Raw genomic sequence first — 23,744 nt, forward strand, 5'->3', positions numbered from 1 at the left:
ATGGATTTTTTAGCTTATAATTTATCTAAAAGCTCTGATGCTTCTTTTGATTTATAATTATTCGGGTATTTGGCTATTTCGGAAAGTAACTCCTTTGCTTTCTCAATATTATTCTGTTTTATATAAAGTAAAGCTTTGTACCATGTTCCTTTAGGAGCATCTATAAATTTACTTTCTATTAATGTATTAAAACTAATTTCAGCTTTAACAAATTGACCTAGTTCCATCTGAGAAATTCCCATATAAAGATATATGGTAGCTTTGTTTTTCTGAACAGTAGAAAGCTCTTTCTCTAAAATATCTAAGGATTGATTATATTCTCTTGCTTCAAATAATTTTTGTGCTTGGATCAGTGCTTTTTGTTCACTATTTCCTCGATCTACTAAAGAGGGTAGTTCCGATACATCTAAATAATTTGCATATAGTTCCTCTGTCGAAGTTTTAAAAGGAGAAAAAATGGTGAGACCGATAAGAAATAAAACGACTGCTATACCAGTATATAGGAACCAGGATTTACCTCTTCTGTTTTGTTTTAGTTGATACTTATAGTTTACGGTACTAATTGTATCTGTTAATATCTTAGTAGATTCACTTTTAAGCAATTCCTCGTATTCTTTAACTTCTTCGTGATTAGTATTTGTACCAATGCTCCATTCAGTATCATTTAAATTTAGAAAGAGCTGTTTTTCAAAGTTTACTTTTTCACGGAAACTTTCATCAAGCTCCATTTTTTGTAATACCTCATTTCTTTCTTTATCCGAAAGTGTATCCTTAAGAAAATTTTGAATTAGTATGTCTTCTTCTATACTCATAATTTTTTGAGTGAATTATAACGTTGATCATCTTTAATCGTATTTGATAACTTTGTTTTACATTTAAAAACACGTTGTCTTGCAACAGTTTCAGAATTATATCCCATTTTTTTAACAATTTCGGCATAGGAGCTATTGCTAAAAAACATAATCAACACTTTTTTGCAGTTTTCCGATATTAAATCAAGTTTTTCATTAAATAATTCCCATCTTTTTTGCTCTAAAATAGTTAGCGCAGTATCTCGCTCTGCAGGTACCAGTTCAATAATATCACTATTTGTTACCCTATTTTTGGAAGTATTTAATTCTCTACGCCATAAATTTTTACAAGCTGTAAACAAATATGCCTCAAAACTGCTGTTAATTTCAAACTTTTCTTTTCTGTATCGAACAGTAATTTGTATTAATGCTTTCTGAAAAATATCTTCGGCGTCTTGCTGAGTACCTTTATTCTGTAAAAGAAACTTTCTTACTCTGGGAAAGACTGCACTATAAATTTTCATGATTCCTTTAGAATCATTATTCAATAGGCTAGAGAGATAGTATTCATTTTCAATCATTAACGTAATGTGATTCCATAGTTAAACAAAATATTTATCTTCACCTGGGTAACAAAATGATCTTTTTGGTAACTAATAAGGTGAAAATATTATAATAAAAAAAGTAAGATAATGATTAGACAATTTTTTATGAATAAAGTTACAATTATTTGTACAATGATTTTTATGGTTGGCTGTAGTTCTGATTCAGTTACAAACGATACTATTATTGAAAAAACAACTGTAGAGAAACGGAGATCTTATCTAGAAATAGATGAAGATGGAAGAATGGAAATTTTAATTGTGTATGTAGAAGGCACTCCTGAAAGTGTGAAAAATGAAGTACGGGTATTGTATAGGCAATTATTGTTAATATCAGATATAGTGCAATGTGAGGAAGATGATAAAGAAACATGGAGTACAGTGGCTAGAATGCCAAATCCTCTTACTGATACTTCTAGTGATGAACCTTTACGAGAAGTAATACAACAGGTAATTTTTAATGCTAACTGTGATAATGATAATGCCAGGAATTAGTGAAATTGTATAAACTTCAATTGTCTATTCTTTTTACACTTTTTTACACAAGTGTAAATTCTCAGGATCTTTATGAATACTATGAATCTTTATGGGATCACAAAGATATTGAGATTTCGGTTATAAGAAAAAAAGTTGACAGTATCATAGGTATATATGAAAGTAATCAAGAGAATTTACGGGCTATTAAAATCACTGGTGAATTTTCAAAAAAACTATATAGAGCAAGATTATATGAAAGAGCAATTGAATATACAGAATATGAAATATCTATATATCGAAAATTAGGTATAGAGAATAATGAATATGCAAAAGCCCTATATAAATTAGGGCTTTTATATTCTAAGATTGACAAATTTGAAGAATCTTTAACTTGTTATCAAGAACTGATAACACTTAATGTAGATGGATATTCTACTGCCAGAGCATATTGCGAATTAGGAAAGTACTACCGGATAAATGGAGATTTTTTTAGATCTGATGAGTATTATATCCACGGAATTTCTGGATTGGAGACATTTGGTAATAAAAATGTGTTACTTATTAAGTACCTTAACCACGCTTTAGTCTTATTAAACATAAATACTCCAAGTAGTCTAGATAGGGCAAAGAAATTATTAGATAAAACTAATGAACTCTTTAATCAAGTACCTAAGTATTCATTAAGAGATTATAGAACTTTTAATAACTACTTTGCAAACTTTTATAGCAAGGAAGAAAGATATGATTTTGATAAAGCTAAATATTATTGTAATAGAAATTTAGATCAAGCATTTAGGGATAATGATTCTACTTTTATACATACTTCATATACTACATTAGGTTTGCTATATATAGATCATAAATTAAAAGAAAAAGATAGCATCCTCTTTTTTTTAAAAAATGGATTACGATATGCCAGAGAGCCAGAAGAAAAGTCTGTTGTCTACCATCAATTTAGTCACTTTTTTTTAGAAAACAATCATTACGATGAAGCATTGAATAACATACAAAAATCTCTGATGGAGAGTATGGATTTGAGCAGAAATATTGATGTTTTACCAGAATTGAATGATTTAAAAATTTCGAATAACCAGTATCATGTTTTACTAGCACTAATCCAAAAATCTACTATTCTTATAAAATTATATGAAGAGGAAAATAATAGAAAACATATTGAGCTAGCACTGTCCAACTTATTATCAGCGGATACATTAGTAGATATTTTGATTGATGTAAGTAAAGAAGAGGGATCAAGGTTATATTGGAGAGAAAAAGCTTCAGAAATTTATCTGAAAGGAATATTAGTTTGCGAAATACTTAAAGAAAAAGAAAAAGCTTTTTATTTCTCAGAAAAAAAGAAAGCCTTGCTTTTAATCGAAGATATCATTAAAAACATTGATAAATCAAAACTATCAGAAACAATATTAGAATTAGAAAATGATTTAGAAAAACAGATTCTAGACCTTGAAAATTTAATATCATCTAATAAAAATATTGATAACGTTAAATCATTAGAGAATAAACGTTTCACTTTAAAACAACAATACCAAAAACAAGAAGATTCTTTAAAAGCAATATTTCCGGCATATTACAAAGATCAAGAAACAATTGAGATTGTTGATCTAAAGAATGTTCAAAAAACTTTGGATGAAGACGATATCATAATATCATATATCACTAATCAGGATGAATATTATGATTCTTTTAGTGTGGTATATGCTACTTTAATTTCTAAAACACAAACGGAGATCATTAGAATTGGACAACTAAGAACATTAGAAAACCTTGTTAAAGCATATAGAAATCAATTGTCTAAGCCCTTTGAAACAGAACAGGATCGACTAATTTTTCAAGAAACAGCTTCAGAACTATATGCTTTATTAATTCCTAAAGATAAAATCTTCATGTCTTTGGATCAAAAACATTTGTTAATCATTCCAGATGGGACCTTGCAATATATTCCTTTCGAATCATTGGTAGTAGATAAAAACACAAATAGATATCTCATTGAAGATAACGAAATAAGTTATGCATACTCTATGTCGTTTTTACAACATAATGCTACCGTAAAGAGATCGCCTTCTCAAGATTTAGTAACCTTTGCTCCAGTAAGTTTTCATCATGATGATCTTGAAGATATTAGCAATAGTAGTAATGAAATAGAAGGCATCAATAAGAGTGTAGTAGGAGATAAGTATAGTAATAAAGAAGCTTCCAAGAATAATTTTTTATCTAATGCTAATGATTACAAGATAATTCACCTGGCAACACACGCTAATTTTTCTGATAATCTTCAGATAGCTTTTCATGACACTAATCTGGAATATCATGAACTATATACTTCTAAAAATCAGGCAGAATTGGTGGTGCTAAGCGCTTGTAATACGTCTTTAGGAGAAATAGCTGAAGGCGAAGGTGTAATGAGCTTGGCAAGAGGGTTTTTCTATGCTGGTGCTAATACAGTAATTTCTTCACTGTGGAATGCCAATGACAAATCTACTGCCCAGATCATGGAAAGTTTTTATAGTAATTTAGAGAATGGGCAGACCAAATCCAAAGCATTACATAATGCCAAAATTAACTATCTGAAATCAGCTTCTTTATCAGATGCATCTCCCCATTATTGGGCAACTTTTGTATTGATTGGTGACTCAGACACCAAACTATTTCCATCAAATATACTCCTGTATGGAATTCTTTTTTCTCTTCTTTTAGGGCTATTAATCACGGTTCTAGTATTTTTTCTTAAAAAAAGATGATTTTTTTGGGTAACAAAATATTGATTGTTGTAACAGGACAGTATCATTAGCAAAAGTCAACCATTTTTATTTATGAAATGTAGATAACATTTTCTGCTATTGATATAGTTGGGAGTTTTCTGAAAATCCTATTAAATAGAGTAAGAATTAATTAAAAAAATAGCATAACGATGAGTTTATTATTCAAATTTGAAACCAGAAAATTAACACGATCAGAAAAGGAAAAAATATCTGGAGGATTGGCATCTCCTGGAAGATGTCAGGCAATGATGGCTCGTTATGTTGAAAGAGAGAATGAAAATCCTGGAGAAAATGAACGATTGTGGAACAGAATTCGTAAAAATTGTCCTGCAAATTCCGGAGCCGAAATTACGAGTGCGTAAATCAAAATCTGTCTAAGGGTTTTCGCAGTTGAATTCTACGTGTCAACAAACTCTAGTTAAGATTTACTGAAGTCCACTGTGCTCTTTTTGCTTTAATAATCAGTTTAATACTTTTTTAACAATAAAACCTAGTTTTCTTGGGTAACAAAAGACTGATTATGGTAACAGGGTAGTATAATTAGTAAAAAGGATTCATTTTCTTTTATCTGATTATAGATATTCTTTCGCGAAGAATTGACATAAGCTATGAGTGTCGTTAAATGTTCATAGTATTCATCACAATTTAAATTTTAATCATGTTAAAAAACATTTCAGACTTAGGAAAAGAGTTAAAAAAGAAGGAACAAAAAAACATATTGGGAGGTAAAGCTGCTCCAGTAGAATGTTCAACACTTGCTTATGAATGCGATGCTTGTCATCCAGAAGATTATAATGCATTTAGTGCTTGTCTTAATGATTTAAGCAATGGTCAGTGTTAATGAATTATAAGTTCTTAGACTTATATATAAAATGTAAACATTCTACGCTTTTAAATATTCGTAGTCACTTAATAAAATTAAATATAAAATCATGTTAAAAAACATTTCAAACTTAGGGAAATCACTAAACAAAAACGAACAACAATCTATTACAGGAGGATTAAGACCTAATGCAGATGGTTTAGTTTGTCATCCATCATTTAGATTTACTTCTACAACTTGTCCCGGCGGAACAACCTATAACAGTACTTGGGATGCTTGCTGTTATGGTTTTCTTGTGGACGAAGCGGATCCTATCGAATTATAGGTATATGAATTAGAATCAGTAATCAGTAATAAGACATACACTATGAGTGTTACTAAATGTTTATAGTATTCATAATATTTAAAAAATATACATATCATGTTAAAAAATATTTCAAACTTAGGAAAAAAATTAAGTAAAGTAGAGCAACAGTCTGTAAAAGGAGGTATAGGAAATTGTCAGCAACGTCTGTTCAATTTAACCGCTGAACAATGCGCTGCACAAAATGGTAATTATACTACATCAGGTTATTGTGTTGTAACAATAGAAGGGTGTCAAGCCCCATTTTTATCAGAAGGACTTTAAAAGTAAACATCTAGGATAATAATAGTATAAAAAGGGAAACTTATTAATAGCTTCCCTTTTTTTGTTATTCTTGTATTTCTGGTTTAAAGATATTTGTTGGTATAAATGTTTGTAACAAAATAGCCAAAAACATCACGATTCCACATCCAAGGGCATTAAGCCAAAGAAAAGGGAGCCAATCTTGCCACCATACAAAAATAATGACAGCTTGTGTAATTAATGCCGCTATAAAAACAGCATTGCTTTTTACATACTTGATAAAAAATGCTAGCAAGAATATACCCAATACATTTCCATAAAATATTGATCCTATAATATTAACCAGTTGTATCAGGTTATCAAAGAGATTTGCAAAACAGGCGACCAGAATCGCCAATATTCCCCAAACAAGCGTAAAAAACTTAGAAGCAGTAACATAATGTTTTTCACTTTTTTCTTCTCCTATATTACGTTTATATAAATCAATCACTGTTGTCGACGCGAGGGCATTAAGTTCTGAAGCCGTGGATGACATAGCCGCAGATAATATCACAGCTAGTAATAGACCTATCAATCCTTTAGGGAGGTTGTTTAATATAAAATGAATAAAAACATAATCTTTATCATTGGTTTCTTTGTCTTTGGCTGATTCTTTATATAATGTTAATAATTCATCTTGTTTTGCTTTATATTCTTCGTTGGAAGGGGACTTATCATTATAACTAGCTATTTCTGCTGCGAGTCTATCATATTTCGTAGCGTATGCAGTATCAACAACCCTTTTTATAAAGAATTGTGTATTGAGACGATATGATCGTTCTATACTATCTAAGTTAGCTAACTCTGTTTTTAATTCAGGATTTCCGGTAGTTACTAGCTTTTTGCTTATTTCTTTTTTTCTGGAAAATAGCACATCATTCTTTCGTTCAATTTCCTTATAATCATTAGAATACTCGGATGATAATAACTTATCTACTGAGTTTTGATTGAAATTCAATGGAGATTGATTAAATTGATAGAAAACGAATACCATTATTCCTACCAAGAGTATAAAGAATTGCATTGGTATTTTTAACAGTCCATTAAATAACAATCCTAGTTGACTCTCTTTAACAGATTTACCTGATAAATAGCGTTGTACTTGACTTTGATCTGTTCCGAAATAAGAAAGCATTAAAAATGTTCCTCCTAAAATACCTGTCCAAACAGTATATCTATTACTAAGATCAAAAGAAAAATCTAACACTTTCATCTTTCCACTAGCTCCAGCAATATCTAATGCTTTTGTAAAAGTGACGTCATCAGGCAAGTAACTGATTATAAGGAAAAAAGCAATAAACATTCCTGTAAAAATAATAGCCATTTGCTGTTTTTGCGTTACACTTACTGCCTTAGTACCTCCAGAAACGGTATAAATGATGACTAATATTCCAATAACTATGTTTAGGGTTGTAAGATCCCAACCTAGCACTGCAGATAGTATAATTGCCGGAGCAAAAATTGTTATTCCTGCACCTAATCCTCTTTGTACCAAAAAGAAAAATGCAGTTATGGTACGAGTCTTAAGATCAAATCTGCTTTCTAAATATTCATAAGCGGTGTATACCTTCAATTTATGATATAGCGGAATGAAAACCATACAGATGATGATCATGGCAATGGGGAGTCCAAAATAAAACTGGACAAATCCCATTCCGCTATGAAATGCTTGTCCAGGAGTAGAAAGAAAGGTAATTGCAGATGCCTGAGTAGCCATTACGGATAGACCAATAGTCCACCATTTTGCTTCATTACCGCCACGAATATAATCCTGAACGTTTTTACTTCCTTTGGTTTTCCAAACACCGTATAATACAATGAACAATAAAGTTCCTATGAGTATGATCCAATCTATAAGTTGCATATGCTAATTATCTCTATATGTATATTTTGAAGTAAAGTATGTGCTAAATTTTCATGAAAAAGTCGTCGTAATCCAATAGAAGAAAAGTAAATATAATGCATTAGCAATTAATATAATTGTGTATAGTTTTTTCCAGACTATTTTAGTATTTGAATCTTCCATGATGGTTGTTATTTTCCTAAAGATAGCATATTTGCAAACAATCGATATGCTCCAGAAACTCCCGCAGGAAATTCTCTAAAGAAGCTTAGACCAGTATATACATAATATCCTTTACCATATTTTGCAATGAGCAAAGCTCCTTTTTTCTCAGATTCTCCTTTGTCATTTGCTGAAATGATTGGTGTGTATTCTTTAGACCATTCATTAGGGAAGTATAATCCTCGTTCTTGCACCCAACCTTCAAAATCTTTGTTAGTTATTTTATTGGGAGTGTTCAATACAGGATGATCACTTGCTAATAGCTTGACAGTTGCATTTTCATCTGTAACACGATCTCTGGATAGTTTTAATGGATAAGGACCTAAATCATCTTCTACTTTGAGTCTTCTGTTAGTATTATATTGGATAATCAAGTTTCCACCATTTTTTACATAATCTAACAGATATTTTTGTCGGAATTTCAACTCTTCTACCGTATTATATGCACGTATTCCAACAACAATAGCATCAAACGGCTGTAGTGTTTCTTCAGAAATTGATTCAGGAGTAATAGTAGTTACCTTATAGCCAATTTGTCGTAAACTTTCGGGCACTACATCTCCAGCACCTTCTATATATCCAATGTTTTGACCTTTCTTTTGGATATCCAATCGAACAACTTTTGTTTCTGAAGGTAATACTACGGTCTGAAATGGAATGTGATCATAATCAATTGTTATTACTTCATCAGAATATGTTTTTCCTTGGATATTTATTTCTGGTGAGATATAACCTTCGCTTTGATTTTGGGGAGCCGTAAGTGTAAAAATCACTGTTTTTTCTTCACCTTTTTGAGCTAAACTAAAATCAATGTTTTGCGGCGACACCTGCCAACCTTCTGGATGTTTTAAGGAAACAGTTCCTTTCAGATCAGATTCTCCAGCTTTTATAGTAACAGGAATTTGTTTTGCAGGGCCATTTGCATAAATAATCACTTTGTCTTTTATACTAGCAGAAATGGCAGGAATAATTTCAAAAGGTTTATATACTTCTCCTTTTACCGGATCGTTAGTCTTGTAAACAATATCTTTTTGATAAGGGATAATAGTACCGTTAATTTCTATATTAAATACAGCTTCGGTTTGATGTTTGGTTTCTGGTGTTCCGATCAGTTTTTGATCTGTAACATTATACATACCAAGCGTTCCTTTATTATTTAACCAATATGGAGTTGTATTCTTTGTTCCAGAAATTATTTTACCTTTCAATTCATAGTTACTTCTTTTATTATTCTCTAAAGTTGTTTCTGCATTTTCTGAAACTCCTATTGTCGAAATATCAATTGATTTTAGGCGAATTGAAGTATCACTTCGATTAATGGCTTCGATTTTAATAATTACCTCGCTATCCTTAGTAGTATAAGGTTCTGTGACAACGGCTTCTAAATAAAGACCGGTTGTTGCCGTGATAATATCTTTTATTTCCTTGGTTTTAATGGTTTTCCAATGAGTGTTTTCTAATTGTTGTATTAATTGATACGCTTTTACTAATTGATTAACAGAAGCTGAAGGATTTTTGAAGTCAAAGTTTTTTTCTACTTCATATAAGATATCACCAATAGCTTTTCCATCTTTAACTCTGTTCCAGGAAGTATCAATTCCATCAAAAAGATTGCTTTTGTCTTTAGGAAGTTCTCCTTTTATTAATTCAATATATTCAGTTTGTATTCCACGAGTTCCAGTACTTCCAAAACCTTGCGACTTGTGCTGACTTCTACTTAATGAGGCTATTTCTGTATTAGAAAGGCCTAAATCAGGATAATAAACTCCTGTGTCAAACTCTAAAAAATTAGATTTATCTGCTTTTTCAAAATTTTCTCTACTTCCGTAAAACCACCATGAAGTATTAAAGAATAGTCTTTTAGGCTGCCACGTATTTACATATTGTAATTGCTCAGGGTACACTTTTTTGTCAGCTACCATATCAAAAGCTTCTACACTGAGCATTGCAGAGGATGTATGATGTCCGTGTGTGCTTCCTGGTGTTCTATGATTAAATCTATTAATTATAACATCAGGTTGAAATTTTCTTATTGCCCAAACTACATCGTTTAGTACTTCTTTTTTGTCCCAAATAGCTAAGGTCTCATCAGGATGTTTAGAATATCCAAAATCATTAGCACGTGTAAACATTTGTTCGCCACCATCAGTATTACGAGCTGCTAATAGTTCTTGTGTTCTTATTACTCCTAGTAATTCTCTTATTTCCGGACCAATTAAATTTTGGCCACCATCGCCACGAGTAAGCGATAGATATGCAGTTCTGGCTTTTACCTGATTAGACATATAGGAAATCAGTCGTGTATTTTCATCATCAGGATGTGCAGCAACATATAAAACAGAACCTAAAAAGTTCAGTTTCTTGATTGCTTCGTGGATTTCTACAGAATTCTGTTTTTTAGGTTGTTGTGCTTCAGTTATATGTATAAACAGTGTGCTGAAAACGATTACAAAAAGTAATTTTCGCATAATATTGGATTGATACTAGTTTTGAGTGTTTCGTCAAATATAAAAAGATAAAATTCTCAGTATTTAGGTTTAAGGATACTTTAACAAGACTATTTGGATCTGTAGATTAACCCAAGTAAAGAACCTAATAAAACGGTGATAGCAATAGTCGGTTTAGGCCCAAAAACGGTTAAACCTATAAGTAAACCTATAACACCTCCTAATGCACTGGCAATAAAACGTCCACTATTTTTCTTTTTATTAATTACGTAAATCATGGATATAGAAAGTGTCATTCTGAGTGCTGCACCTACAATAGTAATGTCTACTATACTTTTCCAAAACAAGGCAGTAATATAAGCAATAACAACAGTTGTGACTGTTGCATATCGTAATGATTTTACTTTCTGATCTTCTTTTGACTTATAAACTATGTGAGAGGATACTGCAAAAATAGAGGTATCCGCCGTACTCATTAAGCCAGCAAAGAAAAGCACTAGTAATAAAGGAATCCAGGATTGATTGACTAAGTTTTGCATTGCAAATACAAATACAGTATCAGGATCCAAAGTAGTATCCTGATTATAAACATATAAACCTACAAGTAACAATAAAAATGCTATTAATAATACAGGAATAATAGCTAGTCCTAGTCCTTTTTTTAGAGATTTCACATCTTTTGCTGCATAACAAAGTTGGTATCTATCAGCTAAACCAAATACAGATAAACCTCCATACAATACGAGGCCTATAATACTTCCCAATTGTACGTTTTCATTTGTCGCAGTTCCTAAAACGGTACCAAAATCTTTTATATCTAACATCCCGAAAATTAAAATACATAAGAAACCAATAATGATAATGGACTGAATTATATCTGTAATGATAACTGCTTTGAAACCAGAGAACAAGACATAAGTTAATACTACCGAAGAGGTAATGAGTAATGCAATATCGTAAGAAAATAAATCAAAAAAGCTAATCACCTTGGCGCCTCCTGCCAGAGAGAGCAAAATCCAGAAAAACTGAACAATAATAGTAATAGAATTAGTAATTAACGAGGTAGTTTTATTTCCTGTAACAAATTCAGGTAAATCACCTTGTGTGTAGAAATTACCTTGTAATGATAATTTCTTGATTCTGGGTGCTGCCCAAAAAGCAAATAAAAGATAACCAATCACAGAGCCAATGGACATGGCAAATAATCCCCAACCAAACTTATATGCATAGCCCGTATAGGTAATTAATGTACTTACACCAATAGCTCCGGCAAATTTCGAAAATAGAATCGTCCATCCATCTCGGTTTCTTCCACCAATTAGAAAATCTTCTGTGCTGGAGGATCTTGAGATATAAACTGATAGACCAATGATTAATATGATATAAATAGATAAGTAAAGGTAAATCTCCATATGGGATGGTTTATGAGCTTCAAAAATAATTAAAAGCTTTTATAAAAAATGCTCTTCTTTTTAGTAGTTGATTTAGTAATTAGAGAAGAAGGTAAGTCAAGTTTTCTAATCCTTAGATTTCTTTTTGTAGTCTACAATGTCGGTAATATCCACGCCCATATAATCAGCAATTTTCTGTAGTCGTTCATAATCCTTTGCTAAATTTTTTCTCTTTACTACATAATCTCCTGCTTGTGGACTTACACCTAATACTTTAGAAATACCGTATACAGTTTTTGCTCCTTTACTTTTCTTAAGTAGTCTTTTTAATTTCTTGTTAATCATTGTATAACAGTGTTATATAAATTAAATATACAAATAAATTTTTAATAAAAAAATATTTGTATAATCAAAAAATAATTGTATATTCGAGTTGTACAAATCAAAACCGCTAAAAAATGAAACTCTTATTAGTAATTGCTATGCTTTGCGTAACATTTGGAAACGCCGCTTCTTTAGATTCGAATCCAATAAACGAGAAGGAAAAAAACAAAAAAGGGGATAAGAAAGAGAATGTAGAGAATAACTTAATCTCTAGAAATTTTCACTCTATTAAGAGGTGGAAAATGACCGTGGAGTATACTAATGGAGATATTATTTCTAAAACTATTGAAATCAAAGATGATTTATCATTCAGTGCAATGGAGCTAGCTTTTATAGAAGCAGAAAAATATATAAAGACTTTAAAAAAGGTAAAAACTTATAACGTATCACCTGTGTCAGGAAATTCTTTTGTGTTGCTAGCAGGAGGGAAGTAATAATCGATTGAGCTTAACCTACGAAAAAAGGCTGCTAATTATTGAATTAGCAGCCTTTTGCTGTGTTTAGTATATATATAATTTAAGTCTTATTTTTTTCGTTCCACAAACTCTAGTTGATCTATTGCAACATTTGTGGTGAAAATTCCATAATTGACGACCGCTTTTCCTTTTTCTAAAGTATCTATTGTTCCTATAGATTTTCCATCTATCATACGAACTCTGTCACCAACCTTAAGAATCATTTTTGGTTTCGACTGTTCTATTTTTTCTGCTTTCTTCTTTTCTTCCTTTTTCTTTTCTCTTATTACTTCTACTTTTTTCTCTACTTCTTTGACTATTTTTTCTTCCTTTACTTTTTTAGCCCTTCTTTGCTTAGTAGTTTGCTTTTTTCTCTTAGAGTTTTCTACTTGGACAATTTTCATGAACTCATCGATAAGTTCTCTCTTCTTTTTATTATGGAAGTATTTTTCGCTTATTTCATTTAATTTTTGACCTAAATAAATCATACGTTGATTGCTATCATAAAGTTCTTGATAGCTTTCTAACTTATGTTGTAATCGTTGATTGATTTTATCTAAACGTTCTTTTTCCTCTTCTGTTTTTAGTTCTTTTGTTTTGAGAGCAGAAGTAGTTTTCTGTAGCTTAGACCTTTCTTTTTGAAGGTTTGCAATGCTTTTGTCAAATCGAATTTTGCCTCGTTCTACTTTTTTCTTTGCCTTATTAATTAAGCTATAAGGGATTCCATTTTTTTGAGCTACCTCAAAGGTAAAAGAGCTTCCTGCTTCGCCTAGGTATAATTTAAACAATGGCTCGAGAGTTTTAGCATCGAAAAGCATATTGGCATTAGTCATATCGGGTAATTCATTAGCCAACATTTTTAGATTTGCATAATGTGTAGTGATAATTCCAAAAGATTCCCGCTCGTAAAAAACTTCTAAAAATGCTTCGGCTAGTGCTCCTCCTAATTCAGGATCACTACCTGTACCAAATTCATCTATAAGAAATAAAGTTTTATTATTACATTTCTTAAGAAAGTAATTCATATTTTTTAATCGGTAGCTATAAGTACTTAAGTGATTTTCTATAGATTGATTGTCGCCAATATCGGTCAGCACGGTGTTAAATATGCACATTCGACTATACTCATGAACAGGAATAAGCATACCGCTTTGTAACATAATTTGTAGTAAACCTACAGTCTTTAGGGTAATACTTTTTCCTCCGGCATTAGGACCGGATATTACGATAATTCGATTTCCTTTGTCTAAGGAAATCGTTTGGGGATATGTTTTTTCACCTTTTCCCTGATTGTTAAGATAGAGTAGTGGATGGTACGCATCTTTTATGGTAAGCTCTCTATCCTCAGTAATTTTTGGTAATACTGCGTTTAATTTGTTTGCATATTTGGATTTTGCCGCAATGATATCAATATCACTAAGATACTCTTGATATTGTTCTAGTAATTCTGAGAATGGTCTTATTTTATCGGTAAGCTCTTTAAGTATTTTAACGATTTCTTCTCGCTCTTCATATTGAAGGTTGCTTAGTGTTCTGCTAAACTGTAATGTTGCTTCAGGTTCAATGTAAACAATGCTTCCGGTTTTAGAGTTCCCCATTATTGAGCCTTTTACCTTGCGACGATACATTGCTTTAACCGCTAGTACTCTTCGGTTGTCCACAACACTTTCTTTGATCTCATCCAGATATCCTAAACTATTGTATTTAGTAAGATCTCTGCCAAAACTTCCGTTTAACTTTCCTTGTACTTCATTAATATCTTTTCTAAGTACACGGAGAGTAGGAGATGCATTGTCTTTAATTTCTCCAAATTTGTCGACAACTATTTCAATAAGATTGATGACTTCTTTGGTAAAAGGAACTTCAGAAGATGTTTGATACAGTATAGGGTAAAATTCTTTAAATTTTCTAAAAAAACCAAGCAAATCATTAGTTGTTAAGCTAATAGATATAATCTTTTTAAGATTGAAAGTTTCTAAGAAGGTGTTTTCAATACCTAATAACTGTAATTCTTTATCAATACTATCAAATCCATGATTTGGTATCTTAGAATCATTTAGATATGAAGATTTATACTCGAATACTTGTTGCAGTGACACGTGCAAATCTTCTTTAGTACTTAATGGAACAATCTTTAAAGCTTTTGTTTTTCCGTGGTCAGTATTGCATAAATCTTCAATATGATTAAGTACTGTGTTGAATTCTAGGTCTTTAAGTGTTTTTTCGGAAATACGGATCATGTTGTTGCCCTAATTTTTTTAGGAGATATTCTTTTTCTGTTAATTTCTTTATTATAAAACTCAATATGAGTTTACCTTTAGAAAAGTATTTGTTATAATTTTACAACGAAGCAAATGTAAACAATTGCATATTTTTATGATACTAACATGGATGTAAATATTGAGAATAGCTGGAAACAGCAACTTGAGAGTGAATTTGATAAACCATATTTTAAAGAATTAACGGGTTTTGTAAAACAAGAGTATAAGACCCAGACTTGTTTTCCTAAAGGTTCAGAGATTTTTGCTGCATTTGACTATTGTAGTTTTGATGATGTAAAAGTTGTAATAATAGGTCAAGATCCTTATCATGGTGTTGAACAGGCTAATGGATTGTGTTTTTCTGTTAATAATGGAATTACAATGCCTCCTTCTTTGATTAATATTTTTAAAGAAGTCGAATCTGATATAAATATCCCTTTTCCTTCTAATGGTAATCTAGAACATTGGGCAAGACAAGGCGTTTTATTACTAAATGCTACATTAACAGTGAGAGCGCATCAGGCAGGATCACATCAGGGTAGAGGTTGGGAAAAATTCACAGATGCTGTTATTCAATCAGTTTCTAGTAATAAAAATAATATAGTTTTCTTATTGTGGGGTGGTTTTGCTAAGAAAAAAGGTGCTAAAATTAATAGTAAGAATCATTACGTTTTAAACAGCGGTCATCCATCTCCTTTAAGCGCCAATAGAGGATATTGGTTTGGAAACAAGCACTTTAGTAAAACTAATGAATATCTTATCAAGACTAATCAATTACCTATACAATGGTAAATTAATTATGCAGCCTTTGGAATTCCTGTAGTTTTTACTTTATTAATTTCAGCATTAGCCGTAGTGGATTGAACTCTTTTTGCTTTTGCTTTTTTCTTATCAACATCAACAGATTGAATACTGAATTTTAATAAAATAAAATTGAATGCTATGAGCCCTCCAAGAATTAGTAGAAACGTTACCATAATTGATTTGTTAGTTAATTACTAGATGCAAATACCTCCAAAGGGTTGCGTACATTTTCATAATTAGTTTATTGGGGTAGGCTTGGCAAATGTACAAAATTATTTAAATCTTTTCTTGTGGATATTCCGTAATATCTATGATTTAATTATATTTCAATTATTTACCCTATTTAATTTATGTTCTGTTAAAAAAATATTAAATAATTAAACATTTGCTAAGCCTTTCCTCTTATTATATAACGTTTATGTAATCAAAAACCCTACTTCTAAAATCTAAAATCGAAAGATAAATTAGGATGAGCTAGTAAATCAGGACTGTTTTTACTGAATAAATTGTAGACAGCGTCGACCCTGAAATTAATAAAAATACAGTTTTTCAATCTTCTTTTGTCTCCTACGCCAATTCCTAAAATTGACATCCGTAAAGTCAATTTCTTGAGATATTGGGTTATTATTTCTGAAAGTATATCCAACTCTATGGTATATATATGATAATACTAACTTGATATATTTATTATATTAAAATCTATATCCTATATATAAATTTGGTCTTACAATAATTTGTGGGCTTTTTTCATTAAATAAATTTCTCCCAATACCAAATCCGATATCAAGGAAAAAACCATTTTTAGCTACAAATTTGCCACCTACAGCGAACCCTAAAGCGAAATCAGTATATTCTTCTGCGATATCTCCCGAACTTACAAAATTCCCTAAATCGTCAAAGACTACTACATAATTATCATGTTCGCCAGAAGATAACATTCCAAATGCTTCTACATAAAAACCTCTTGCCACTCTGCTTCCAAAAAAATATTTGAATTGTGTTGTGAAAGCTATTTCTTTATCAAAAATTCCATCCCTATCAATAACGTCGTCATCATTATCGACGTTATCGCTAAACCTGTAGAAAAAATCAAAACCTAAGGTAGTGTTATTCGTTAATACTCTTTCATAATCTATATCTAGAGCTCCAAATGCTATAATGTTAATTGGGTTAATGCTAATTTCATTTTTATTAATGTCTCTTGGGGGTAGATCAGATTGGTCTTGTGCAAAAGAAACTTGAAATGAGAATAAAATAATAATTGCTATTAATGTCTGTTTCATAATAATTAAGTTGTTTTCCTATTAAGCAAGATGTTAAAACATGAAAAAGGTTGCTTACATCTTAAAAATTAGTTTCTCAGTATCAACTACCTTGCCAATGATATCTAACTTAAATAATTTATCTTGAACTTCATTTAAAGTTTTCTTATCTATTAATGATTGACTCCATTCAGTGATTTGTAACCATGCGCTGATATCTTCTAGTTGTTGTTCGTATCTATGGGCTAGAGTTTTATCTATACTTGGTATTTGCTTAAAATCGGTAGTAGTAGTATTGATTATTTCTAAAATACTTTTTACTTGATCTTTCTTAGTAAGTAGAATTTCTTCTCTAACGGCTATTACGAAGCAAGGCCATGGAGTAGGGCAGTCTCCCAAACGTCGAAAAGTTTTGTTATCTACTAATGGTTTTGTTGTAAAATGTTCCCACATAAAATAATCGGCACTACCATTGGTCAATGCTTTTACAGCTCCATCAAGATTTTTTATCACTTCGAATTTTAGTAAAGAAGTATCCCATCCATTATTTTGCGCATTTACGTATGCCATCAAGTGTGATCCGGATCCATATCTACTTATTGCTGCTGAAGTGTTTTGGAGATCATTTAAATTATTGTGCTTCGAATTATATCCTACATGAATTCCCCAAATCAAAGGAGATTGGATATATGTCTGTACAATTTTTGAAGGATTACCAGCAATAATGTCTTTTACAATTCCTTCGGTAAGTATAATAGCTATATCAATATCCTTGTTTCTTAGAGCTTCGCACATGGCTCCGGTTCCTCCAGGAAAATCTTTCCATTCTAGTTGTATGTTATTTTCAAGATAAGCACCTTCTTCAATTGTTAAATGCCATGGTAAATTGAAGTGTTCAGGAACACCTCCTATTTTTATAGTATGCATGCTAGTATGATGTAAAATATATTTAAATTGTGTATTTTATCGATTATATTTGTTTTTTATCGTATAATAAGGATTATTATCATTACCTTTGAAATATAAATCTGATAATTACGACTATATTTGAAGTAATTAAAACCAAATAAAACAATATTTGCTATGAAAAAGAATTTTTTAAGAAATAAAAGTGCTCAAGTTAAAGTGGCTAAATTAAAAAACAACACCTTAGAAAACGGAATTGTGGTATTTATCGCTTTATTATTAGCAACTAATTTTTTAATAAGTTTAAAGATATTGTTTGGATAATATGTTTGTTAGAGAATGTTTTTGCGTAAGATATTCTCTTATTTGATATTGAGATTGTATGGACGGTTTATCGTCCATTTTCTTTTTATAACTATTGGTCTCTTCTGCATCTTGAATTCTAGCCTTTACATTATCCTTCAGTTGTATGTCTAAGATTATTTTTAATTCTTTTTTACAATCTTCATCTAAAATAGGCACTAAGACTTCTATGCGTTTATCTAAATTACGTGTCATCCAATCTGCGCTGCCAATATATAGTTTTTCATATCCATCATTTTCAAAATGATAAATTCTGCCGTGTTCTAAAAACCTATCAACAATACTTGTAATTTTTATGTTTTGGCTAACTCCTTGTAATTCTGGGATTAAGCAGGTAAAACCTCTTACTAATAATTCTATTTTCACACCTGTATTACTTGCATCATAAAGCTTCTGTATGATTAGTTTGTCCTCTAGACTATTTAACTTCGCCCTAATACCAGATGGTTTACCATTTTTGGCATTATCTATTTCTTTTTCAATAAGTTGTACAAAAGTTTTTCTCGTCGTGAAGGGTGATACGAGTAAATGCTTAGGTTTTGGTAAAATCATTTTCCCAGAGAGTACTTCAAAGATTTCTGATAATTCTTTATTTATCAATTTGTTAGCTGTAAATAAACCGTGGTCACAATAAATTTTGGATGTTTTGGCATTAAAATTACCAGTGCCGATATAAGCATAAGATGTTTCTTTATTATTTTCCTTACGCTTGACAAGAAGTATTTTAGAATGTACTTTAATTTTTGGGTAGCTATAAAAAACGGATGCTCCTTTTTCTTCAAAAATCTTGCCCCATTTTAAATTGTTCTTTTCGTCAAAACGTGCTTTGGCCTCTACAAATACGGTAACTTTTTTATTGTTTTCTAAGGCTTTTAATAGAGAAGTAGTAAGTTCAGATTCCTTAGCGACGCGATACAATGATATTTTTATCTCCGTAGTGTTCGGGTCCACAGCTGCTTTATTAATAAAATTTTGAACGTAATTAAAAGACATGTATGGAAAATGTACTAACTGATCTTTTTTAGAAATCACCTCAAAGTAGTCGGAGTTTTGCTCAAATTCTTTGTGTTTTATTTCTGTTACTTTAGGATAATGTAAAGAAGAATTACTAGTAGGATCTGGAAAACTAAAAAAATCACTAAAATTGTGATATTTTCCACCTGGCATCATATCGATTTTACCTAAACCTAAGAACTTACGAATCTTACTTTTAAATTCTTTAGGTAAAGCAGCATCAAACAATAAACGTGTTGGTTGACCATCATAGCGTTGTGATAGAGATTCTTTTATTTTTTCTGCTAGAACGCCTTCAAATTCGTCATCAATGTATAATTCTGCATCTCTTGATAGCTTTATTTGGAAACATCCATTTATTTTTTGATTTTCAAAAATTTGATTTAAATTAAGTCGAATAATGTCATCAAGGAATGTTATGTATGTGTTGTGATCTTTAGAAGGAAAGCAAACAAATCTTTCTAAATTATCTGAAGGTATATTAACAATTCCAAAGTGATCTTCTTCTTTGAATAGTATTAAATAGTATAATTTGTTATTCTCAAGAAATATCGAATTTTCTTTTGATAAATTGATGGTTTTAGCATTTATCAAAGGAAGAATTTTCGAAATAAAATATTCTGTAGCGTATTTATGTTGATTAAAATTATATTGATTTTGATCAATTAAATGGATATTGTGTTTTGCAAGTCTAGGAATAAGGTCCTTAAAGAAAATATCACCGAATCTTTCTTGTTGAATTTTTACTCGTTTTAGTATTTCTTTTACTTGTTTATTTGGTTTTAAGGCAAGTTTTTTTATTAGCTTTTTATCTAGTTTTTTTATTTGTCGCAATCGAGAAACTCTTACTCTAAAATACTCGTCTAGATTAGAGGAGAATATTGCTAAAAACTTTAGCCTTTCGTATAAAGGATTTGAATCGTCTTCAGCTTCTTGCAAGACACGTTCGTTAAAACTTAACCAATTTACATCCCTATCATTATAGGGGTATTTTTTTAGATCCATATTTTAAAGTTAAGCTATCTAGAATATTTTAGATTTAACTAAAGGTTAAATCTAATCAAGATAACTCACAATTTTATCTAAACTATACTTGATAAGTTTATCAACGGCTTTTTTAGGATCATTACTGAATTGTCCTGTTGCTCTATTTGCTATCATTGCATTCATAGATACAGCATGATGACCAAGAAGTTTTGCCATTCCATATATCCCAGCTGTTTCCATTTCTAAATTTGTTATCTTTTTGTCAGCATAGCTAAAGGAAGCTATTTTATCATTCAATGTAGCGTCTGATGTTGGCAATCTTAATACTCTACCTTGAGGGCCATAGAATCCAACATTTGTAATTGTAAATCCTTTGCTGGTTTGATTACTTTGCATATGTCTTCCTAGCTTCTTGTCAAAAGAAACGACATAAGGTGTTGATTTATCTTTATTCCAATCTAAATGCTTCATTAAGGGTTCAGAAATCTGTGGAAACTGAATGTCTTTACTATCATAAAAATGGAGTAGGCTATCAAACCCAATAGCAAGTTCAGAAACTATGAAACTATCGATTGGAATTTCTGATTGTATAGCTCCAGAGGTGCCAATACGAATAATGTTAAGAGAAGTATGATCTTTTTTAATTTCTCTTGTTTCGAAATCAATATTAACTAAAGCATCTAATTCATTAAAGACTATATCTATATTGTCCGTACCAATACCGGTTGATAGTACAGTCATCCTTTTACCTTGATATGTGCCGGTCTGAGTATGAAACTCTCTTTTACTGATTGTATGTTCTACAGTATCAAAATATTTAGTAACTCGTTCTACACGATCAGGATCACCGACTATTATAATGGTTTTTGCCAGATGCTCTGGTTTTAAATTTAAATGATAAATACTACCATCTTGGTTGAGAATTAATTCTGATTCGGCTATAGCCATATTATAATTTTAGTAAATTATGCGTTTCGTTATTATACAAATAATCATATTTTTTGACTCCTCCATAATACCAATCCAACGTTTGTGTGTTATAGAAATTCTTTTTTTGCTGCACAGCTAGTTTTCCTCTTTCGGATAATAAAAGTCGGTCTTTGGTTTGATCAAAAAACTGAAAAAGCCTTGCCAATACTCTCTTAATTTGCATATCACCGTATCCGTAGAATCCTTGATACTCCAATGTATAACCCATTAATTGTTTTATATTTTTGATCTCGTACGTATCGACCATTTGTAGGATGTTGTGCTCTAGCGTATTAAGACCTGTTAGCATATTTGGAAACCTTTGTAAATGTGCTCTTAAGCATATGGATAGATAATCAAAAGATGATTGTTTTTTGATTTGTCCCGCAATTTTATTTGGGTTCGATTCACAGTACAATGTCCAAACATGAGATGCTAATTCTAAATCGTTGATATCTAATGCTATTTTATCCTCAAAATGTTTTTTTAGTTGAGCATCTGATAGCTCACATAGTCCTAAGTGTTTTTTGGAATTCTCAACTCTACCACTACAAACCAGATACACAGGAGTGTCTTTGATTCCTTTTCGAAGTAATAAACTTATGGCAGCGATCATATTGATATGACAGAAAAGATCATATTCAAACCAAAGTACAATTTCATCATACTTTTCAAGATTGTTTAATTTATTTAACTGACTTATGAACTTTTCCTCGTAGTCATCATTAGCAATTCTGTAGTATTTTTTTAGAAATCCTTTACGTCTTTCAATAGCTTTGTCAGTTTCAATTCTTATGTCTGTAGGACCTTCGCAAAGCATCTCCCTCCAAATCAAAAATTCTCCATCAACAAGATTAAGCTCTTTTAGACGATCTGTTAAACTATCGCCATTGGTAATATGTAATGTTTTAGCCCCCAATTATGTATCTATTTCTAAATTATGTGACAAAATTATCCGCCAACTCTTTTTACTTTAAACCCTTTTGTCTTTAGGATATCCATTATTTTATCTCGATAATCTCCCTGAATAATAATACGTTCATCCTTAAAACTGCCTCCAACACTTAATTTTGTTTTTATTTCTTTTGCAAGTTTCTTAAAATCTTCATCAGCACCTGTATATCCCTCTAATATGGTAATCGGTTTCCCTTTTCTTTTTTCATACTTGCAGATAATTGGATCATCCTGCATCCAAATACCATCTTCTTTTTTCAGATCTTTTTCCTCTTCAATAGGTTCGTGATCAGGAAATAAGTTTTTTAATTGATCTTTTAAATCCATATATAGAAATTACTTCTTAATCAATCCAATTTCAACGAGTCGTTGATGCAGAAAATCACCAGCAGTAATATCTTCATATTGTTTAGGATTATCTTCTGTAATGCATTCTTCTAAACAATTTAATTTCATATCGCTTCTAGGATGCATAAAGAACGGAATAGAATATCTTGGTTTGCCCCACTGTTCTTTTGGCGGATTGATTACTTTATGTATAGTAGAACGTAATTTATTATTAGTATGACGTTCTAACATATCTCCTACGTTGATTACTAATTCATCTTCTTGCGGTATGGCATCAATCCATTCACCATCTTTACGCTGTACTTGTAATCCGCCAGTAGAAGCTCCCATTAATAATGTAATTAAGTTGATATCTCCATGTGCTCCAGCACGAACTGCTCCTTTTGGCTCTTCAGTAATAGGAGGATAATGGATAGGGCGTAAAATGCTATTACCATTACTAGCCCAATGATCAAAATAATACTCATCTAAACCTATGTAAATTGCTAATGCTCTAAGTACATATATTCCTGTTTTTTCGAGCATTCTATAAGCTTCCATTCCTGTAAGGTTAAAATCTTTAAGCTCTTCTACAATAACATTGGGAGGGTATTCTTCAATTAAATTAGCATCTTCGGACGGTTCTTGGCCAAAATGCCAAAATTCTTTTAGATCACCTTCTTTTTTGCCTTTAGCATGTTCTTTACCGAAGGAAATGTAACCTCTTTGGCCACCTAATCCTTCAATCTCATATTTCTGTTTGTCTTCTACGGGTAGAGCAAAAAATGCCTTTACTTCTTTATATAATTCTTCTACTAAGTTATCACTTAAAAAATGATTTTTTAACGCTACAAAACCTATTTCTTCATAGGCCTTTCCTATTTCATCAACGAACTTCTGCTTACGTGATGGATCATCAGATAAAAAATCCGAAAGATCTACACTTGGTATATTATTCATGGTTATTAATTTTCTTTAACTAAAATAAATGTATTTCATTAAATAAGCATCATGGATGATGCCTTTTTTTAAAATA

The 23,744-nt window shown here is 31.1% G+C and carries 24 protein-coding genes; 9 read left to right on the forward strand and 15 right to left on the reverse strand.

The genetic code is table 11. From position 1 onward, the window contains the following. Window positions 1-14 precede the first annotated feature (14 nt). Together Q0910_RS12565 and Q0910_RS12570 are read right to left on the reverse strand one after the other, a co-directional pair. Window positions 15-812 (reverse strand): tetratricopeptide repeat protein, encoded by a 798-nt coding sequence (locus Q0910_RS12565; RefSeq protein ID WP_299216839.1) that lies wholly within the window; start codon window positions 810-812, stop codon window positions 15-17. Then, the gene (locus Q0910_RS12570) at window positions 809-1,372 is read right to left on the reverse strand and encodes a sigma-70 family RNA polymerase sigma factor (protein ID WP_299216841.1); all 564 of its coding nucleotides are present in this window, start codon (window positions 1,370-1,372) and stop codon (window positions 809-811) included. Before Q0910_RS12570 ends, Q0910_RS12565 begins: the two co-directional genes overlap by 4 nt. Before the next feature lie 129 nt (window positions 1,373-1,501). On the opposite strand from Q0910_RS12570, the gene Q0910_RS12575 reads away from it, so the two are divergent. From Q0910_RS12575 to Q0910_RS12600, 6 genes are all read left to right on the forward strand, one after another. After that, window positions 1,502-1,888 (forward strand): hypothetical protein, encoded by a 387-nt coding sequence (locus tag Q0910_RS12575; RefSeq protein WP_299216844.1) that lies wholly within the window; start codon window positions 1,502-1,504, stop codon window positions 1,886-1,888. Beyond that, window positions 1,888-4,629, forward strand: a complete 2,742-nt coding sequence (locus tag Q0910_RS12580; RefSeq protein ID WP_299216846.1) for a CHAT domain-containing protein — start codon at window positions 1,888-1,890, stop codon at window positions 4,627-4,629. The genes Q0910_RS12575 and Q0910_RS12580 overlap by 1 nt, the downstream gene beginning before the upstream one ends. A 170-nt stretch (window positions 4,630-4,799) precedes the next feature. Further along, window positions 4,800-5,012: a hypothetical protein gene (locus Q0910_RS12585; RefSeq protein WP_299216848.1), complete on the forward strand. Its 213-nt coding sequence runs from the start codon at window positions 4,800-4,802 to the stop codon at window positions 5,010-5,012. 296 nt (window positions 5,013-5,308) lie between these two features. Next, a complete protein-coding gene (locus Q0910_RS12590) occupies window positions 5,309-5,491 on the forward strand; it encodes a hypothetical protein (RefSeq protein ID WP_299216850.1) in 183 nt (60 codons plus the stop codon). Between the two features lie 91 nt (window positions 5,492-5,582). Beyond that, complete coding sequence (locus tag Q0910_RS12595) at window positions 5,583-5,798, forward strand: hypothetical protein (protein ID WP_299216852.1); 216 nt, start codon at window positions 5,583-5,585, stop codon at window positions 5,796-5,798. Window positions 5,799-5,894: 96 nt separating this feature from the next. Then, window positions 5,895-6,101 carry a hypothetical protein gene (locus tag Q0910_RS12600; RefSeq protein ID WP_299216854.1) on the forward strand — a complete coding sequence of 69 codons (207 nt, stop codon included), beginning with the start codon at window positions 5,895-5,897 and terminating at the stop codon, window positions 6,099-6,101. A gap of 64 nt (window positions 6,102-6,165) precedes the next feature. Here Q0910_RS12600 and Q0910_RS12605 read toward each other — a convergent pair whose 3' ends face one another. The 4 genes from Q0910_RS12605 to Q0910_RS12620 form a co-directional block, all read right to left on the reverse strand. Further along, window positions 6,166-7,983 (reverse strand): sodium:solute symporter, encoded by a 1,818-nt coding sequence (locus Q0910_RS12605; RefSeq protein ID WP_299216856.1) that lies wholly within the window; start codon window positions 7,981-7,983, stop codon window positions 6,166-6,168. A 170-nt stretch (window positions 7,984-8,153) separates the two neighbouring features. Next, complete coding sequence (locus tag Q0910_RS12610; protein ID WP_299216859.1) at window positions 8,154-10,652, reverse strand: PIG-L family deacetylase; 2,499 nt, start codon at window positions 10,650-10,652, stop codon at window positions 8,154-8,156. Between the two features lie 89 nt (window positions 10,653-10,741). Beyond that, window positions 10,742-12,043 carry a hypothetical protein gene (locus tag Q0910_RS12615; protein WP_299216863.1) on the reverse strand — a complete coding sequence of 434 codons (1,302 nt, stop codon included), beginning with the start codon at window positions 12,041-12,043 and terminating at the stop codon, window positions 10,742-10,744. A 105-nt stretch (window positions 12,044-12,148) separates the two neighbouring features. Beyond that, complete coding sequence (locus Q0910_RS12620) at window positions 12,149-12,367, reverse strand: hypothetical protein (protein WP_299216866.1); 219 nt, start codon at window positions 12,365-12,367, stop codon at window positions 12,149-12,151. Window positions 12,368-12,480: 113 nt separating this feature from the next. Here Q0910_RS12620 and Q0910_RS12625 point away from each other — a divergent pair, with 113 nt between their 5' ends. Beyond that, on the forward strand, window positions 12,481-12,840 hold the full coding sequence (locus tag Q0910_RS12625; protein WP_299216869.1) for a hypothetical protein: 360 nt from the start codon (window positions 12,481-12,483) through the stop codon (window positions 12,838-12,840). Between the two features lie 89 nt (window positions 12,841-12,929). Here Q0910_RS12625 and Q0910_RS12630 read toward each other — a convergent pair whose 3' ends face one another. Next, window positions 12,930-15,101 (reverse strand): DNA mismatch repair protein MutS, encoded by a 2,172-nt coding sequence (locus Q0910_RS12630; RefSeq protein ID WP_299216872.1) that lies wholly within the window; start codon window positions 15,099-15,101, stop codon window positions 12,930-12,932. A gap of 147 nt (window positions 15,102-15,248) precedes the next feature. Between Q0910_RS12630 and Q0910_RS12635 the strand changes: the two genes are divergently transcribed. Continuing rightward, a complete protein-coding gene (locus tag Q0910_RS12635; protein ID WP_299216875.1) occupies window positions 15,249-15,914 on the forward strand; it encodes a uracil-DNA glycosylase in 666 nt (221 codons plus the stop codon). 5 nt (window positions 15,915-15,919) lie between these two features. Here the strand turns inward: Q0910_RS12635 and Q0910_RS12640 are convergent, their stop codons facing one another. From Q0910_RS12640 to Q0910_RS12650, 3 genes are all read right to left on the reverse strand, one after another. Then, window positions 15,920-16,099: a hypothetical protein gene (locus Q0910_RS12640; RefSeq protein WP_299216879.1), complete on the reverse strand. Its 180-nt coding sequence runs from the start codon at window positions 16,097-16,099 to the stop codon at window positions 15,920-15,922. A 519-nt stretch (window positions 16,100-16,618) separates the two neighbouring features. Beyond that, entirely contained in the window at window positions 16,619-17,209 is a 591-nt protein-coding gene (locus Q0910_RS12645; protein ID WP_299216883.1) for a hypothetical protein, read from the reverse strand. Between the two features lie 54 nt (window positions 17,210-17,263). After that, on the reverse strand, window positions 17,264-18,115 hold the full coding sequence (locus Q0910_RS12650) for a substrate-binding domain-containing protein (protein WP_299216886.1): 852 nt from the start codon (window positions 18,113-18,115) through the stop codon (window positions 17,264-17,266). A gap of 156 nt (window positions 18,116-18,271) precedes the next feature. Between Q0910_RS12650 and Q0910_RS12655 the strand changes: the two genes are divergently transcribed. After that, window positions 18,272-18,418 carry a hypothetical protein gene (locus Q0910_RS12655; protein WP_158597073.1) on the forward strand — a complete coding sequence of 49 codons (147 nt, stop codon included), beginning with the start codon at window positions 18,272-18,274 and terminating at the stop codon, window positions 18,416-18,418. Here the strand turns inward: Q0910_RS12655 and ppk1 are convergent. The 5 genes from ppk1 to Q0910_RS12680 are packed head-to-tail and all read right to left on the reverse strand — an operon-like array spanning window position 18,398 to window position 23,668. Next, entirely contained in the window at window positions 18,398-20,476 is a 2,079-nt protein-coding gene (gene ppk1 / locus Q0910_RS12660) for a polyphosphate kinase 1 (protein WP_299216889.1), read from the reverse strand. The genes Q0910_RS12655 and ppk1 overlap by 21 nt on opposite strands. Window positions 20,477-20,527: 51 nt before the next feature. Further along, entirely contained in the window at window positions 20,528-21,406 is an 879-nt protein-coding gene (locus Q0910_RS12665) for a nucleoside phosphorylase (protein ID WP_299216892.1), read from the reverse strand. A gap of 1 nt (window position 21,407) precedes the next feature. Next, a complete protein-coding gene (locus Q0910_RS12670) occupies window positions 21,408-22,346 on the reverse strand; it encodes a DUF1835 domain-containing protein (RefSeq protein ID WP_299216895.1) in 939 nt (312 codons plus the stop codon). 32 nt (window positions 22,347-22,378) lie between these two features. Next, a complete protein-coding gene (locus tag Q0910_RS12675; protein WP_299216898.1) occupies window positions 22,379-22,708 on the reverse strand; it encodes a translation initiation factor in 330 nt (109 codons plus the stop codon). A 9-nt stretch (window positions 22,709-22,717) separates the two neighbouring features. After that, on the reverse strand, window positions 22,718-23,668 hold the full coding sequence (locus Q0910_RS12680) for a 2-oxoglutarate and iron-dependent oxygenase domain-containing protein (RefSeq protein ID WP_299216901.1): 951 nt from the start codon (window positions 23,666-23,668) through the stop codon (window positions 22,718-22,720). Window positions 23,669-23,744 lie beyond the last annotated feature (76 nt).

This window comes from uncultured Aquimarina sp. (genome assembly GCF_947495315.1).
GTDB lineage: Bacteria > Bacteroidota > Bacteroidia > Flavobacteriales > Flavobacteriaceae > Aquimarina.